The sequence below is a fragment of the Polynucleobacter sp. MWH-Jannik1A5 genome, from assembly GCF_018881795.1.
Taxonomy (GTDB): domain Bacteria; phylum Pseudomonadota; class Gammaproteobacteria; order Burkholderiales; family Burkholderiaceae; genus Polynucleobacter.
On sequence record NZ_JACVPQ010000001.1, the window covers coordinates 774,906 to 790,419 of the forward strand.

General features: G+C 45.3%; 13 protein-coding genes. 2 read left to right on the top strand and 11 right to left on the bottom strand.

Translation table 11 applies throughout. The annotated features are described in order from the left end of the window. Nucleotides 1–61 precede the first annotated feature (61 nt). From ICN23_RS03865 to ICN23_RS03890, 6 genes are all read right to left on the bottom strand, one after another. A complete protein-coding gene (locus tag ICN23_RS03865; protein ID WP_370624751.1) occupies nt 62–1,546 on the bottom strand; it encodes an efflux transporter outer membrane subunit in 1,485 nt (494 codons plus the stop codon). Nucleotides 1,547–1,730: 184 nt separating this feature from the next. Further along, a complete protein-coding gene (gene glmS / locus ICN23_RS03870; protein ID WP_216230996.1) occupies nt 1,731–3,563 on the bottom strand; it encodes a glutamine--fructose-6-phosphate transaminase (isomerizing) in 1,833 nt (610 codons plus the stop codon). Then, nucleotides 3,563–5,062, bottom strand: coding sequence for a bifunctional UDP-N-acetylglucosamine diphosphorylase/glucosamine-1-phosphate N-acetyltransferase GlmU (gene glmU / locus ICN23_RS03875; RefSeq protein WP_255532690.1), 1,500 nt, complete (start codon nt 5,060–5,062; stop codon nt 3,563–3,565). Before glmU ends, glmS begins: the two co-directional genes overlap by 1 nt. Beyond that, a complete protein-coding gene (ttcA, locus tag ICN23_RS03880) occupies nt 5,059–5,967 on the bottom strand; it encodes a tRNA 2-thiocytidine(32) synthetase TtcA (protein WP_216230997.1) in 909 nt (302 codons plus the stop codon). Before ttcA ends, glmU begins: the two co-directional genes overlap by 4 nt. A gap of 30 nt (nt 5,968–5,997) precedes the next feature. After that, entirely contained in the window at nt 5,998–6,393 is a 396-nt protein-coding gene (locus ICN23_RS03885) for a dihydroneopterin aldolase (RefSeq protein WP_216230998.1), read from the bottom strand. 23 nt (nt 6,394–6,416) lie between these two features. Then, nucleotides 6,417–7,226 (bottom strand): SDR family oxidoreductase, encoded by an 810-nt coding sequence (locus ICN23_RS03890; protein ID WP_216230999.1) that lies wholly within the window; start codon nt 7,224–7,226, stop codon nt 6,417–6,419. Nucleotides 7,227–7,251: 25 nt separating this feature from the next. On the opposite strand from ICN23_RS03890, the gene ICN23_RS03895 reads away from it, so the two are divergent. Beyond that, a complete protein-coding gene (locus ICN23_RS03895; RefSeq protein ID WP_216231000.1) occupies nt 7,252–8,439 on the top strand; it encodes a class I SAM-dependent methyltransferase in 1,188 nt (395 codons plus the stop codon). A gap of 8 nt (nt 8,440–8,447) precedes the next feature. Here ICN23_RS03895 and ICN23_RS03900 read toward each other — a convergent pair whose 3' ends face one another. The 3 genes from ICN23_RS03900 to ICN23_RS03910 are packed head-to-tail and all read right to left on the bottom strand — an operon-like array spanning nt 8,448 to nt 12,481. Then, on the bottom strand, nt 8,448–9,578 hold the full coding sequence (locus tag ICN23_RS03900; protein ID WP_216231001.1) for a polynucleotide adenylyltransferase: 1,131 nt from the start codon (nt 9,576–9,578) through the stop codon (nt 8,448–8,450). Continuing rightward, nucleotides 9,578–10,486 (bottom strand): complex I NDUFA9 subunit family protein, encoded by a 909-nt coding sequence (locus ICN23_RS03905; protein WP_216231002.1) that lies wholly within the window; start codon nt 10,484–10,486, stop codon nt 9,578–9,580. Before ICN23_RS03905 ends, ICN23_RS03900 begins: the two co-directional genes overlap by 1 nt. A gap of 36 nt (nt 10,487–10,522) precedes the next feature. Continuing rightward, nucleotides 10,523–12,481, bottom strand: coding sequence for a lytic transglycosylase domain-containing protein (locus ICN23_RS03910; protein ID WP_255532691.1), 1,959 nt, complete (start codon nt 12,479–12,481; stop codon nt 10,523–10,525). A 93-nt stretch (nt 12,482–12,574) separates the two neighbouring features. Between ICN23_RS03910 and ICN23_RS03915 the strand changes: the two genes are divergently transcribed. Then, nucleotides 12,575–13,192: a 5-formyltetrahydrofolate cyclo-ligase gene (locus ICN23_RS03915; RefSeq protein ID WP_255532692.1), complete on the top strand. Its 618-nt coding sequence runs from the start codon at nt 12,575–12,577 to the stop codon at nt 13,190–13,192. A gap of 1 nt (nt 13,193) precedes the next feature. On the opposite strand, the gene metF is transcribed toward ICN23_RS03915, so the two are convergent. Beyond that, nucleotides 13,194–14,024 carry a methylenetetrahydrofolate reductase [NAD(P)H] gene (metF, locus tag ICN23_RS03920; protein WP_216231004.1) on the bottom strand — a complete coding sequence of 277 codons (831 nt, stop codon included), beginning with the start codon at nt 14,022–14,024 and terminating at the stop codon, nt 13,194–13,196. A 37-nt stretch (nt 14,025–14,061) separates the two neighbouring features. Next, nucleotides 14,062–15,507, bottom strand: coding sequence for an adenosylhomocysteinase (gene ahcY / locus ICN23_RS03925; protein WP_216231005.1), 1,446 nt, complete (start codon nt 15,505–15,507; stop codon nt 14,062–14,064). Between the last annotated feature and the right edge of the window lie 7 nt (nt 15,508–15,514).

Below are 15,514 nucleotides of genomic sequence, written 5' to 3' on the forward strand. Positions count from 1 at the left end.
TTCAATTGCTTTGCGTTGCATCCATACCCATAAGGCAAGAATCAAGGCAACGAGCTTGTTTTTAATTTGTTCCAGAAGTTTCATTTTGATCTTTGTTCGCTATGTCTTTTGGTTTAAAAGCAGGGCCTTCACGATTCCACCAGCCGCCGCCGAGCGCTGCAAATAAAGCAGCCGTATCTGAGAAACGAGTTGCTTGTGCAGAAACTGATTTCACTTTGGCTTGTTGATACTGATTTTGGTAATAGAGCACTGCTAAATAACTTGCTGTGCCTAACTTGTATTGCTGCTGTACTAAATCTAAAGTTTCATAGGCATAACGCTCTGCATCTGAGGCTGCCTTCAACGCTTGAGCGCCGGTCTCTAACGCACGTAATGCATTAGCCACTTCCTGAAATGCATTTAAGACGGTTGCTTGATATTGGAAAGCAGCTTGTTCGTAGTTCGCAATAGCGCCGCGACGTTGTGCCAATAGTTGGCCGCCTTGGAAAAGCGGTTGCAATATGCCACCACCAATTGACCAAAGAGCAGAGTTCGGCCCAAATAATGCAGCGGAAGTAAGGGCTGCAGAACCAATGGATCCGGTGATATTGAATTGCGGCAATAAATTAGCGGTAGCAACGCCCACAAAGGCATTTTGGGCCTTGAGTTGAGCCTCAGCAGCACGTACGTCAGGACGTTGGCGCACCAGGCTGGATGGCACTGAGAGCGGTAACTTCTCAGGCAAATGCAAGTTTGCTAAATCAAATTTAGCAATATTTGCATTGCTTGGAATTTCGCCCACCAATACTGCCAACTGATTACGTGCAAATGCTAGATTTCTTTCATAGTTGAACAGATCAACTTGAGAGCTTGAAACTAATGTGCGTTGAGATGTGACGTCTACTTTTGAAACCGTGCCAATCACTAATTGCTTCTCCGTTACTTCGGCAAGATTGGTTTGGGCCTTCAGAATTTCTTCTGTAGCTTGCATTTGCGCACGCAGGGCTGCTTCTCGTACTGCGCCTGTTACCACATTAGCAGTTAAAGAAAGATAGGCACCTTCCAATTGAAACTGCGCAACTTCAGCTTGTGCACGAGCACCCTCAACCGCGCGTCGTGCCCCACCAAAGACATCCAACTTATAAGTCACATTAACTGAAGTGTTATACAGGTTGTAGGTATCTGAACCATATGGAAGTCCGTAGATAGCAGATGGTTGAAGTTGACGGGTTGCTGTACCGCCAAGACCAACAGCTGGAAAGTATTGACCGCCAATTTGTGCGTTGACATTTTCTTGAGCGGCTCGTAATGCAGCATCAGCAGCACCTAAGTTTGGATTTTGTTGGAGCGCTCTCTTAATTAAGGCATCAAGCTCTGCAGACTTATAGAGCTCCCACCATTGCGCTTCAATATCAGCGCCCTCTACAAACTCTTGTTCACTACCGCCAGGCACTCCAGGCGCAGGGGTCAGTGTCTTAGATAAAGTAGTTTCAGTATAAGAAGAAGTCTTAGGCGCTTCCGGTTGCTTAAAGTCTGGCCCAACCGCGCACGCAGAGAGAGCTGCCACACAAATTAGTGGGATTAACTTCAAACATGAGCTTGGGTTTATCAACGGAAACATGAGTTGCAACAAATATCCTCTTTTACAAGAGTTATTTGAACACAAAAATGCAATCAGGGCTCCGTAAAGCCCTGATTTATCTACTGAAATTTGTTCACAACTTTAGATGAATGTCAAACGGACTGGAAATTTATTCAACAGTAACACTCTTAGCCAAATTTCTTGGCTTATCGACGTCAGTACCTCGTGCGCAAGCAGTGTGATACGCCAGCAACTGAAGTGGCACCACATGAAGAATAGGTGACAAATTGCCGTAGTGCTCCGGAAGCTTAATTACGTTGATGCCCTCACTACTAGAGATATGGGTATCTTGATCAGCAAATACATAAAGCTTGCCGCCACGTGCTTTTACTTCTTGCATATTGGATTTGAGTTTTTCTAGCAACTCATCCTTTGGGGCAACCGTTACTACCGGCATCTTGTCGGTCACTAGCGCAAGCGGTCCGTGCTTTAACTCACCAGCGGGATATGCCTCTGCATGAATATAAGAAATCTCTTTGAGTTTTAAAGCGCCTTCCAATGCAATAGGGTAGTGCAAACCGCGCCCTAAGAAGAGTGCATTTTCGCATTTAGCAAAAGCATCGCTCCACGCAATAATTTGTGGCTCAAGAGCTAGTACTGCATGTAAAGCTTTAGGTAGATGACGTAGCTCACGGAGTAATTCATTTTCTTTTTCAGCAGAAATTCTGCCAGCGCGTTTTGCCAATGAAACTGCTAGCAGATATAAGGCTAAGAGCTGTGTAGTAAATGCTTTTGTTGAAGCAACGCCAATTTCAGCGCCAGCCTTAGTCAAGAAATTCCACTCGGTTTCGCGAACCATCGCACTACTTGCCACATTACAAATTGCTAGGGTATGTTTATGACCTAAGCTCTTCGCATGACGTAAGGCGGCCAGGGTATCCGCTGTTTCACCCGATTGTGAAACCACCACAATTAAAGTTCTTGGATTTGGAACGGTAGTGCGATAGCGATATTCACTCGCAATTTCAACTTGGGTTGGAATGCCTGCAATATCTTCTAACCAGTATTTAGCAACACATGCAGAATAATAACTAGTGCCACAAGCCAAGATCAAAATTTGATCAAACGATTTCCAGTCCTCAGGGTTTGCATTAAATAATCCTGGGCCAAACTCAGCAATGTTGGCAAGCGTATCGCCAATGGCTCTAGGCTGCTCAAAAATTTCTTTTTGCATGTAATGCTGATACGGACCTAAATCAACTGAATCAGCTTGCGCAGGCATAGACTTCAACTCTCTTTGGACAGGCTTGCCCGCCTGATCAATCACCTCAACATTATCCGCCTTAAGAACTGCAACATCACCCTCTTCCAAATACAGCATGGAATGTGCGCGACCTGCCAAAGCCAGGGCATCAGATGCTAAAAAGTGCTCATGGTCTCCTATTGCCACCACTAGAGGTGATCCGACGCGCGCGCCCACCAGGATGCTTGGGTTGTCTTGGGCAATTACGCCGATAGCATATGCACCATGTAATTTGGGGAGCACTGCTCTAACCGACTGAGCAATATCTTTTTGTCCGTTAGCAACATATTGCTGATGAACTAAGTGTGCAATGACTTCGGTATCCGTTTCCGAAGTAAATACATAACCAGCAGCTTTTAATTCAGCACGAAGTGATTCGTAGTTCTCAATAATGCCGTTATGTACAACAGCAATTAAGCTATTTGAGATATGTGGATGAGCATTTTGCGTATCTGGCTTGCCGTGAGTTGCCCAGCGCGTATGCGCAATACCGAGAGTGCCAACAAAATCCTTGCCTTGCTCAGCTAACTCAGAAACACGTGCTGTAGTGCGCGCCCGTTCAATTGGGTGTTTAGCATCATTGCCATTGATGACCGCAAAACCACAAGAATCATAACCGCGATACTCTAAGCGGCGTAAGCCCTCAACTAAAACATCAACGATATTTTTATGGGAGGCTGCGCCAACAATACCGCACATTATTTTTTACCTTTTGTAGTTTTCTTAACTACTTTTTTTGCGGTCTTCTTAGTTGCAGACTTCTTTACGGTTGCTTTTTTAGCAGGGCTCTTTTTCTCTTGCTTCACTGGGCGCTGCCACTGCAGGGAAATTTGCTTTGCCCTTGATACTGTCAGTTGATTTGCTGGTGCATCCTTCGTCAGGGTAGTACCAGCACCTAATGTGGCACCGCGGCCTACGCGCACCGGCGCAACTAACTGCGTATCAGAACCAATAAAGACATCATCCTCAATAATCGTTTGGTGTTTATTAACACCATCGTAGTTACAAGTAATAGTACCTGCACCAATATTGACTCTCGAGCCAACAATGGAGTCGCCAACGTAAGCCAAGTGATTGGCTTTGCTATTAGCGGCAATTTTGCTGTTCTTCACTTCTACAAAGTTACCGATATGCACATCGTTTGATAAATCTGCACCAGGACGTAAACGTGCATAAGGACCAATGACAGATTGACTGCCTACTTTTGCGCCATCTATATGGCTATACGCATGAATAGCTACACTCTTACCAATAACACTATTTCGAATTACGCAATACGGCCCAATCTTTGTGCCGGCACCTAAAGTAACGCAGCCTTCAAATACGCAACCTACGTCAATTGATACATCTGTGCCGCACTCTAAAGTGCCGCGTACATCAATACGCGCAGGATCCGCAAGAGATACTCCCGCATCCATTAATTGATTGGCAATATTGATCTGATGAACGCGCTCTAAAGCAGCTAGTTGATCGCGACTATTAACTCCAACAGTTTCAAACTCATCATCAGCCTGAGTGGTGCGAATAGGCACGCCATCTTTAACTGCCATAGCAATGACATCTGTCAGGTAGTACTCGCCCTGTGCATTACTTGCACGCAAAGCCTTGAGCCACTTTTTTAAAGAGTTCGTTGGCAACACCATGATGCCAGTATTAATCTCTTGAATCTGCTTTTGCGCTAGAGTTGCGTCCTTTTCCTCAACGATCTCTTTTACCGAGCCATCAACATCACGAACGATGCGGCCATAACCAGTGGGATTGCTTAAGTTTTGCGTCAGAAGTGCAAGCGCACTATCTTGACCGCGCACACCATCCGCTAACTTTGCTAATTTGGCGAGTGTCTTTTTTGTTGTCAGTGGAACATCGCCATACAAAACTAATGTGGGCTCTTGTGTATCCAATTTTGGTAGCGCCTGCAATAACGCATGGCCTGTGCCCTTTTGCTCAGCTTGAAGTGCAGTAACTACTTTGCTGTAATCTGAGTTTTCTTTGCTTGCATTCACTAAGAATGTTTTAACGTCTGCTGCACCATGTCCCACCACAACAACAGGGCCAGTTTTTGCTTTCTTATCCTGTAAAGAAAGTGCGGTATTGAGAACGTGTTGAAGTAGCGGTTTGCCTGCCAATGTTTGCAGGACCTTGGGCAAGGCGGATTTCATCCGCTTTCCTTGCCCAGCAGCCAATATGACGATATTCATAAAGGGGGATTATAAGACCCCTGAATCATGGTTCCACAGGCTAATTCATCTAATTCAGCCTCATCAATTGCCTTATCGCCAGCAGATCTAGCAGCAATCCCAGACAGTTCGGTAGAAATCTCCAGATTTTTGAAATCAAAAGCCTCCCCATCCATTAAATGGGACGGGACGATATGGTGCATGGAGCGAAATAAGTTCTCTATTCGACCTGGATGCTTCTTTTCCCAGTCACGGAGCATCTCCTTCATGACCTGACGCTGGAGATTAGGCTGACTGCCACACAAGTCACATGGAATGATGGGGAAGTTCATGTCGGCCGCGTAACGCTCTAGTAACTTTTCAGGAACATAGGCTAAAGGGCGAATCACAATATGTTTACCATCATCTGAGCGTAGCTTTGGTGGCATACCTTTGAGCTTACCCGCATAGAACATATTGAGCATCAACGTTTCTAAGATGTCATCACGATGATGGCCTAAAGCAATCTTGGTTGCACCCAACTCATCTGCCACGCGATACAAAATTCCACGACGCAAACGTGAGCACAATCCACAAGTAGTTTTTCCTTCGGGAATTACGCGCTTCACGATGCTGTAAGTATCTTGCTCTTCAATGTGATATTGAACGCCTAAACCCTTCAAGTAATTAGGCAATATTTCAGCAGGAAAGTTAGGCTGCTTTTGATCTAAGTTCACGGCAACGATTTCAAAATTGATTGGTGCACGTTCCCGCAACTTCATCAATATGTCGAGCATGGCATAACTATCCTTACCGCCAGATACGCACACCATCACTTTATCGCCATCTTCAATCATGCCAAAGTCGCCAATGGCTTGACCAACCAAGCGACAGAGTTTTTTCTCTAGCTTGTTTTCTTCGAAGACAACTTTACGTATATCGCCCATAACTATTGTGTTCTTTTCTAAACTCTTTTCCTAAGCGGTCTTAATGCGAAATACTTCAACACCTACCGAATGGCAATCCGGGTAGACATCGGGCTTAGCCGTGCTCACCCGTGCAGCCAATACCTTAGGGTGCAACAACATTGCTGTCACGATGTCATCACAGAAGGTTTCCTGTAAATGAATATGGCCCTGAGAGGCTCTAGCCTTAATGGTTTCACGCATAAAGTCATAATCCACCACCTCATCCAACTGGTCTTGAGTTGGCGTGTTCATTGCCAAGGGAATATATAGATCTACATTAAGAATGACACGTTGTTCTGCTTTTTTTTCAAAGTCATGTACACCGATGTTGATATAGATTTCATAGTCACGTAGAAACAAACGTCGACAGTCAATAAGGGCGGGATGAGAGAGAATGGCATGCATGAATGTTTGCTTTTTAAAAATACTTAATTGGTTTTAAACATGACATCTCGTGTGGATGGCAATAAATGCTGTCCACCATCGACATATAAAGTGGTGCCAGTAATAGCATTAGACTCAGCAAGAAATACTGCTGCTTTTGCGATATCCGCTGGGGTTGAAGATTTTCCTAATGGCGTCATCTGATGTGCCTTTGTAAAACCTTCATTTGTTTGATCGCCTGATGGAAGCGAGATTCCGGGCGCCAATCCCACAACTCGTAGATGCGGAGCAAAATCCATTGCTAGTAACTCAACAGACGAGAGAAGCGCAGCCTTTGATAGCGTGTAGGACAAATAATCTGGATTGAGATTAATGAGTTTTTGATCCAGCAATTGAATGACTGCTGGGATCACATCAGATTTATTGGACTTGCTCTTTTGGCACTCAAACATCAGCTGGGCTAGCAAAATAGGTGCGGCTAAATTAACCTGCATGTGAGCTTGCAAGCCTTTTCCACTTAAAGGACTATTGGAGTTAGCGCGATCGTATTCAAAGATAGATGCACTGTTAACCAAACAACTTAAATTAGGGAAGGCATTGCTAACGGCCTTAAAAAGATCTTGGGTTGCCGCTTCATCAGCCAAATCCGCCTGAAAAGCCTCGGCCTCAACCCCTAACCCACGAATTTCCTCGATAGTTTTGCTAGCTTCTTGGGCTGATCGCCCATAATGAACGGCAACATCCCAGCCCTGACGGGCAAACTGCAAAGCAATTTCTCGACCGAGGCGCTTCGCAGCGCCCGTCACCAAAACTGCCTTTACTTGCTGGGATGGGGGTGTTGAACTAGGGTTCAATTAAATTCTCTTAGACTAGCGAGCTATGGATATTACCTTGACCAGCCTTGAAACGGAGCATAGTGAGCTTCTGAAGGCCAAAATAGCCTCTCAGATCGCCTCACAAGGCGGATGGCTGCCCTTTTCTCGCTATATGGAGATGGCCTTATACGAGCCCGGAATGGGCTATTACAGCGCTGGGGCCCACAAACTGGGCGCGGGTGGCGATTTCACCACCGCCCCTGAATTAGGCCCCCTTTTTGGCGCTGCCATCTGCTCAACTCTTTTGCCAGTACTTGAAGGCCTCAAAGAAAAGGGTTTACCCACTCAAATTTTGGAGTTTGGCGCAGGCACTGGAAAGCTAGCCACATCCATACTGACCCGCCTTAATGACCTTGGCTTTCAATTGGATCATTACGACATTATTGAAATTTCGCCAGATTTAGCCGAGCGCCAACAGGAAAGAATTGGCGGCACTATTCAGCAACTCAATTTCAAAACTCAGTCCCGTTGGCTTACTGAACTACCAAAAAATTTCAAAGGTGTCATTCTTGCTAATGAAGTAATTGATGCCATTCCTTGTGATGCCATCATTTATCAAAATGGATTTTGGTATTGGCATGGCGTTTCTTTTGAAAACGAAAAACTCGTTTGGAAGACGGGCTCTCCAGTAGAGCAAAAATTACTTCCAGAAAGTTTATTAAGTAGCGACTTCTCAGAGGGCTATGTCACTGAACTGCACACACCAGCAAATGCTTGGATGCAACAAGTTGCTCGGCATTTAGATACTGGCTTATTTCTTACATTTGATTATGGATTTCCAGAAGCTGAGTACTATCACCCTCAAAGACTTGAAGGTACTCTGATGGCTCACCATCGCCATCATGCAATTCAAGATCCATTTCATCTTCCCGGTCTTTGTGACTTAACTACGCACGTTGAATGGTCTCAAATCGCTCGCAGCGCATTATCCGAAAATGCAGATGATGTTTATCTCACTAATCAGGCAGCCTACTTACTAGATGCCGGTATTGGTGATATTGCTTTGGAGATTGGCGATCCAAGTGATCCAGAAACGTTTCTTCCAATTTCTAACTCTTTACAGAAGTTATTGTCTGAGGCAGAGATGGGCGAACTCTTTAAAGCCTTTGCATTCTCTAAAAACTTAGAAAGTTTGCTGCCAGGCTATGTACTTGAAGATCTGCCAGGTCTACGCGGCAGAAATCGGCTGTAGCTTTTCGCCTAAGCCTCTAGGGCTGTAGTGATTGCTGCCAATCTGGCAGACTCGAACGCGCTGCCTATCCGCTCGCCATTGGAACGGTCTTCAGCTGCCACGCCAGAAATAATTTCTGCGGTATTGATTGCTTGGGTGCTCCTCATTGCATTTAACAAGGGCAAGACATTCATTCCCAGATTGTCAGCAAGATTCAAAATTGCCTGTACACGATCTGGCTTGCGCCAAAGATCTGCGCGATTAAACCAAGCCAGAATATCTACTGCCTGATAGGAATGGTTAAGGTATTTATTTACTAAAACTTTCAGGTCACTAAATATTTCTGCGAAATCTCGTACTTCGATTGGCATGCGTACACAATCGGCCCACGAGCGAATTTCCATGGCGGGTAAATCCATCAGGGTAATTGCGCAACGCTCATCCAAACTATTGCCGGCACATGAGAAATGCGCAATTAACGCCTCGCGAAAAGACTCTTCGGATAACTTGGTGACCAATGTCGACGGCAATAGCGTACTAGCGGCACCCGTATTCAATAAGACCTGAAATAAATGCAAGGGCTTAGCAGCAACCATACCTCTTGCGAGCTCTTGCCAAATACGTTCGGCCGATAAGGCCTTCAACTCACCTGACTGAACAATGGCTTTTAAGGCTGCCAGAGTTTCATTGGCTACGCTAAATTCTGGGAAACGTGCGGAGAATCGCGCGATACGCAATAGACGTAATGGGTCTTCTGCAAATGCATCAGACACATGCCGAAATATTTTGGCAGCCAAATCTTTCTGGCCGTTATAAGGATCAATAATCGGACCAAACTGTTTTCCGTCTGAGCCCACTTCTTGCGCCATTGCATTAATTGTTAAATCACGTCGCTCTAAATCTTGCTCCAAGGTAACGGAGGGATCGGCATAAAAATGAAAACCTTTATAGCCTTGACCAGTCTTACGCTCAGTACGAGCAAGTGCGTATTCAGCCTGGGTCTCTGGATGTAAGAAGACTGGGAAATCTTTACCTACAGGGCGATAGCCCTTAGCCACCATCTCTTCTACGCTGGAGCCGACCACAACATAATCAATATCGTGCACAGGCAAACCCATCAAGGTATCTCGTATAGCTCCGCCTACTGCATAGACTTTCATTACTGCATACCTTCCAAACTACGACGACTCATTTTGAATATGTCAGTCAACGCATCAACGCTATTTTCAGGCAACGTATTGGGCAATTGCATAGAGGCAATATTGTCACGCGACATTAGGGTTGGCCCGGGCAAAAATTCAAATGCGAGAGCCTGTAAATAGCCAACAAAGGCAGGCACCGGAATAATGGTGCAACTGGTTTTTGCCTTACGAGCCGCAAACTCAACGATTTCCTTCATCGTATAAACGGTCGGGCCGACTAAGTCATAGGACTGATGAATCGTTTGAGGCATTGATAGAGATTTCACAAAAGCAGATGCAACATCATCTACGCTCACCGGCTGAAACTGAGCCTGATGATTCGCTAAAGGCATAGCAGGAAACAACTTTGTTAACTTAGAAAATAAATTAATGAATTGATCTTGCGCTCCAAAAATGACCGATGGCCTAAAAATAGTCCAATCCAAATTGCTTGCCTTCACAGCTGCCTCGCCATCACCTTTACTACGCTGATACATAGAAGGGCCACTAGAATTAGCTCCTAATGCACTCATGTGTAAATAGCGCTTTAGGCTATGCAACTGCATCGCCGTAATAATATTTTTTGGCAAATCTACATGAGCCGCCTTGAATACTTTTCCATAAGGCTGCGCCGGTTTGTCATGTAAGACGCCAACCAAATTGATCACTGCTCCATTTGCTTTAATGCGTCCACAAAGCCCCTGTAATTCATCAAATTCATGAATATCAGCTTCTACTACGTGAACTTTCGGCAACATACGCAATTCACGTGCCGCAGCTAAATGGCCAGTTGGAATCAATACAGAATAGCCCGCAAGCTGAAGTTGTGCTGCAATGACCCGCCCTACAAAACCATTACCACCAATCAGAAGGATGTCGTATTTCATATGAGACTTTCTTTACCCAATAAGGTAACTGCTCGTTTAAGGAAGCTCAGATTGAGTTGCAGCCTTCGGTGCAATAACACCCAATCGTTGCTTTAAAGATTGTGTCTGGCCATTCATTACAGATGAATAGTAATTTGCATTAGAGAGTACGTTCTTCACATATACACGTGTCTCAGTAAATGGGATGGTTTCTGCAAAGATAGCGCCCTCTGTAGGGCCAGATAATTTTTCACGCCACGCCTTTGAACGTGAAGGTCCCGCGTTATATGCTGCCGAGGCCAAGACCCAAGAACCATCTAGATCTACTAGAACCATATTCAAATAGTTACTACCCAGAGTCAAATTCGTATTGGTATCGCTCAGCTTGTCATTGGTGTAATTTGTCATGCCGATTTTTTTAGCGACATACTTTGCCGTATTAGGCATCACCTGCATCAAGCCGGATGCACCGACAGAGGATGAAGCATTCATAATGAAGCGCGACTCCTGACGAATCAAGCCATATGCCCAAGCGAGATTCAAATCGATTTGACGTGCAATTGGAGACAACTCCTCTTTAAAAGGCGTTGGGTAACGCAAACTAAAGTCATGCTCTTGTTTTGTTCGATCAGCGGTATTTACAACACGGTCATAGAGGTGAATACGCTTCGCGTACTCTGCAGCAGCCAATAACTGCTTGTCGCTCATGTTGCGTAATTCCCAATTCCATTCGCGGTTACCTTCAAAGCGGAGATTCATGGCATATAAGCGCTCACCACGAACAAATCCTTTACGGCTTGCCATCGCATCAATTTCTTGCTCAGTCACCTTAGTTTTCGCAGGGGCATGATTTGATTTGCCCAACTCTTCGCGTGCGAGCTGACCATAAAAATTATATTGATCAGCAATCAACTCAAAACTATCCTTGGCTTTGGCATCCTGGCCTTCCGCTTTTAATGCCCGGCCATACCAATAGGTCCAAGCAGGATCTTTAGCGCGTACCGAAGGATTCATGCCATCAATCGCATTCTTTACCAGAGCCCAATCTTTAGCACGCAAACCAGCACGAACTTTCCACTCTTGCGATTCAACAGAAAGGAGTTCGTTGTAACCAAGCTCCTGCTGTAAGCGATAAGCATCATCCGCATTGGGATCTAACTTCTTCGCCAAGAATTGTCCGATCACACCCCATGCAACCGCTTGATTCTCTTTGCTGTAACGCGGTGCATTTTGAGAAAAGTCGCGATAGGCTTTTGCTGGATCGGCTTTAGCGGCTTTCACAATATCTGCGATTGGGTCTTCGCCGCCAAGACGACGTGCCATAGTGTCATAACCTCTTTCGCTAGCAGCACGCCCAATTGCTTTGGCTTCACTTGGAGTCATTCCTCCAGCTGCAACTAGCGATGGCACTAATTCTTGACATGCCTGCCCAAAGTAACTTGGGTCCAATAGAACTGATCGTGAATCAATTGCTAGCTTGGTTGGATTTTCACCTTGCGATAACTTAGATAACAGGGAGTAGCACTTCACTTGTGTGTCGTCATCTAATACAAACTTAGTATATTCAACATCAAAACGCGCCCAATCTCTTCGCTTGCCCAAAACCAAAAGCCAATCGTTGCGCATCCGGTCTGCCAAAGCTGTACCTTGATATTGATTTAAGAACGCAACCACTTGGGCATCAGCGCTATAGTCATTACGCGCACCGCCAGCACTATCGAATAATTGTGGCTTAATGCGGAAATAGGCTACGTAGTCATCAAATGGATAATTTGCCAACGCAGAAGAGAGTTGCTGCGTCCGAAATACATCATTCTTTTTTGCAGCCTCACGCAGATCGATAAACATCCGGTCAGTATCGGTAACTTCCGCAGGCGCAGCTTTGCTTTCGTAGGACTTTGGCAGGCTTGGCTTTTTAAGCTTTTCTGCAAAGCTACTAGACATACTCAGCGCTAGGCCCAAGATCAGAATCTTGGCCATCCAAAGGTGCTTGCTACTAAATATTACGGACTTCATTCTTGCGATCTAACCCTATATGTATTTGCACGGCTGCAACCGGACAACAACTTGATTACTATATCTTCTAATTTTCGCCTGATAATGGTCGATATGCACGGTAATTCACCAAAAACTCTTCGCCAGGATTTATTAAAACAACGCAAAGAATTTGCTTTGGGGGATGGGTATGCCACTGCGGAAACAAACTTGACCGCAAATCTGAGCCAATTTTTAGCAGGAGCTGGAAAATCCATTCGATCGATAGCGCTTTATTGGCCCATTCAGAACGAAATAGATTTGCGCCCTCATTTATTGACCTGGGCGAAAAATGACAAGCAATGTCGACTTGCGCTCCCATTTGCACGTCCTGATCAGCATCTTGATTTCTTTGAGTGGCAAGAGGGTGATGAATTACTTCCAAGCAAGCATGGCGTTCCTGAACCCAGGCCAGAGAATGTTTTGAGACCACAACTCATTCCTGGCTGCATCCTTATTCCTTGTGTGGGTTGGTCTTGCTCAGCGGTGGATGGCAAAGCGCAGTACTGGCGTCTGGGCTACGGCGGAGGCTACTTTGACCGCACCTTAGCGCAACTGCGAAAAAATAACCCGAAGCTCATTTGCATAGGGGTTGGATTTGATTGGCAAAAACTAGATGATTCCCAATGGGGCCCTCAAACACATGATGAGCCCCTGGATATGCTCCTAACAGAGTCTGGCTTGTACAGCTAGATTACTTCGTTAAGTCTAAATTATCGGCAATCGCCAAAACAGCATCAGCCTGATTGAGTGAATAGAAATGGATTCCAGGAGCACCAGCAGTTAGCAGCTGATCGCACAAATCCGTGACCACCTCTTCACCAAATGCACGAATAGAGGCAATGTCATCGCCATAGGATTGAAGGCGCAAACGAATCCATCGTGGGATTTCTGCACCGCAGGCATCGGAGAATCTTAATAACTGGCTACTGTTTGTGATTGGCATGATTCCAGCAATGATGGGTTGAGTAACGCCCAAGTCATATGCCTCATCCACAAAGCGGAAGTACGCATCGCTGTTATAAAAATACTGGGTGACCGCAGAGTTCGCGCCCGCCTTCATTTTTTGCACAAAGAAATCTACATCGCTAGCAGGCGACTTTGCCTGTGGATGCGTCTCTGGATATGCAGCGACATCAATATGAAACCAATCGCCTGTTTCTGCACGAATAAATTCTACTAATTCATTGGCATGATGAAACTCGCCATACTGGCCCATACCAGAAGGTAAGTCACCGCGCAAAGCCACAATTCGCTTTACGCCTAAGGCTTGATATTGCTTCAACATTTCGCGCACGCTTTCACGTGAGCTGCCAACACAAGATAAGTGTGGGGCAACTGCTGCACCAGCAGCATGTATGTCGCTTACCACTTTTAATGTGCCAGACTGTGTAGAGCCGCCAGCACCAAAAGTCACGGAATAAAACGCAGGCTTGAGTGTTTCACTGAAACGCTCGCGCACAAGATGTAACTTACTCTCACCTTCAGGTGTTTTTGGAGGAAAGAATTCAACGCTTAATTCCATGATTTTGGGCCTAGGTATCTATTGAATGTTAATTGGATTAATAGCGATAGTGGTCAGCCTTGTACGGGCCTTCCTTCGTTACACCAATATAAGAAGCTTGCTGATCTGACAACACAGTCAACTCCGCATTGAGAGTCTTGAGTTGTAAGCGTGCAACCTTCTCATCCAAATGCTTAGGCAAGGTGTAAACACCGATTGGGTATTTATCTGTACCTACGGCATTCCACAATTCAATTTGAGCAATCACTTGATTTGCAAATGAAGAGCTCATTACGTAAGAAGGATGTCCTGTACCGCAACCAAGATTAACTAAACGTCCTTTGGCCAAAATGATGATGCGCTTTTCAGGCTTGCCATTGACAGCCGGGAAAATTACATGGTCAACTTGTGGCTTAATTTCTTCCCACTTGTATTTTTCAATACCAGCTACATCGATCTCATTATCAAAGTGGCCGATATTACAAACGATGGCTTGGTTCTTCATCTTTGCCATATGGTCATGCGTAATCACATGGTAGTTGCCTGTTGCAGAAACAAAGATATCTGCTTTGTCAGCAGCGTAATCCATAGTTACAACACGGTAACCTTCCATTGCAGCTTGCAATGCACAAATTGGATCAACTTCTGTTACCCACACTTGAGCAGATAAAGCGCGCAATGCTTGTGCAGAACCTTTGCCCACGTCGCCGTAGCCGCAAACTACTGCAACCTTACCAGCAACCATCACGTCAGTAGCGCGCTTAATCGCATCAACTAAAGATTCGCGGCAACCGTAGAGGTTATCGAATTTGCTCTTAGTAACGGAGTCGTTTACGTTGATTGCTGGGAACTTCAAATCACCCTTGGCAAACATTTGATACAAACGGTGTACGCCTGTAGTGGTTTCCTCTGTAACGCCTTTTACTTTTTCCAAGCGTGTTGAGTACCAAGTAGGATCTTGCGCCAATTTCTTTTTAATGGCCGCAAACAAAATAGTTTCTTCTTCGCTAGTTGGGTGATTCAAGCAGGCTTGATCTTTTTCAGCGCGAGCACCAAGGTGCAATAACAAAGTAGCGTCGCCACCGTCATCCAAAATCATGTTGGTGTAGCCGCCATCCGCCCACTCAAAAATACGATGGGTAAAGTCCCAGTACTGCTCAAGGGTTTCGCCTTTGATAGCAAACACAGGAGTGCCGTTAGCAGCAATTGCTGCAGCAGCATGATCTTGTGTAGAGAAAATATTGCATGAAGCCCATTGCACTTCAGCACCAAGTGCCTCCAGAGTTTCAATCAGCACGGCTGTTTGAATAGTCATATGCAATGAACCAGTAATGCGTGCGCCACGGAGTGGCTGCTGTGCAGCAAACTCATCACGAATTGCGATCAAGCCAGGCATCTCCGTTTCGGCAATCGCAATTTCTTTTCGACCAAAGTCAGCCAAAGTGATATCAGCAATTGCGCAACGAGTTGCTACAAAGTTATTTAAATCAGAAACGGTATTCATTAATGCT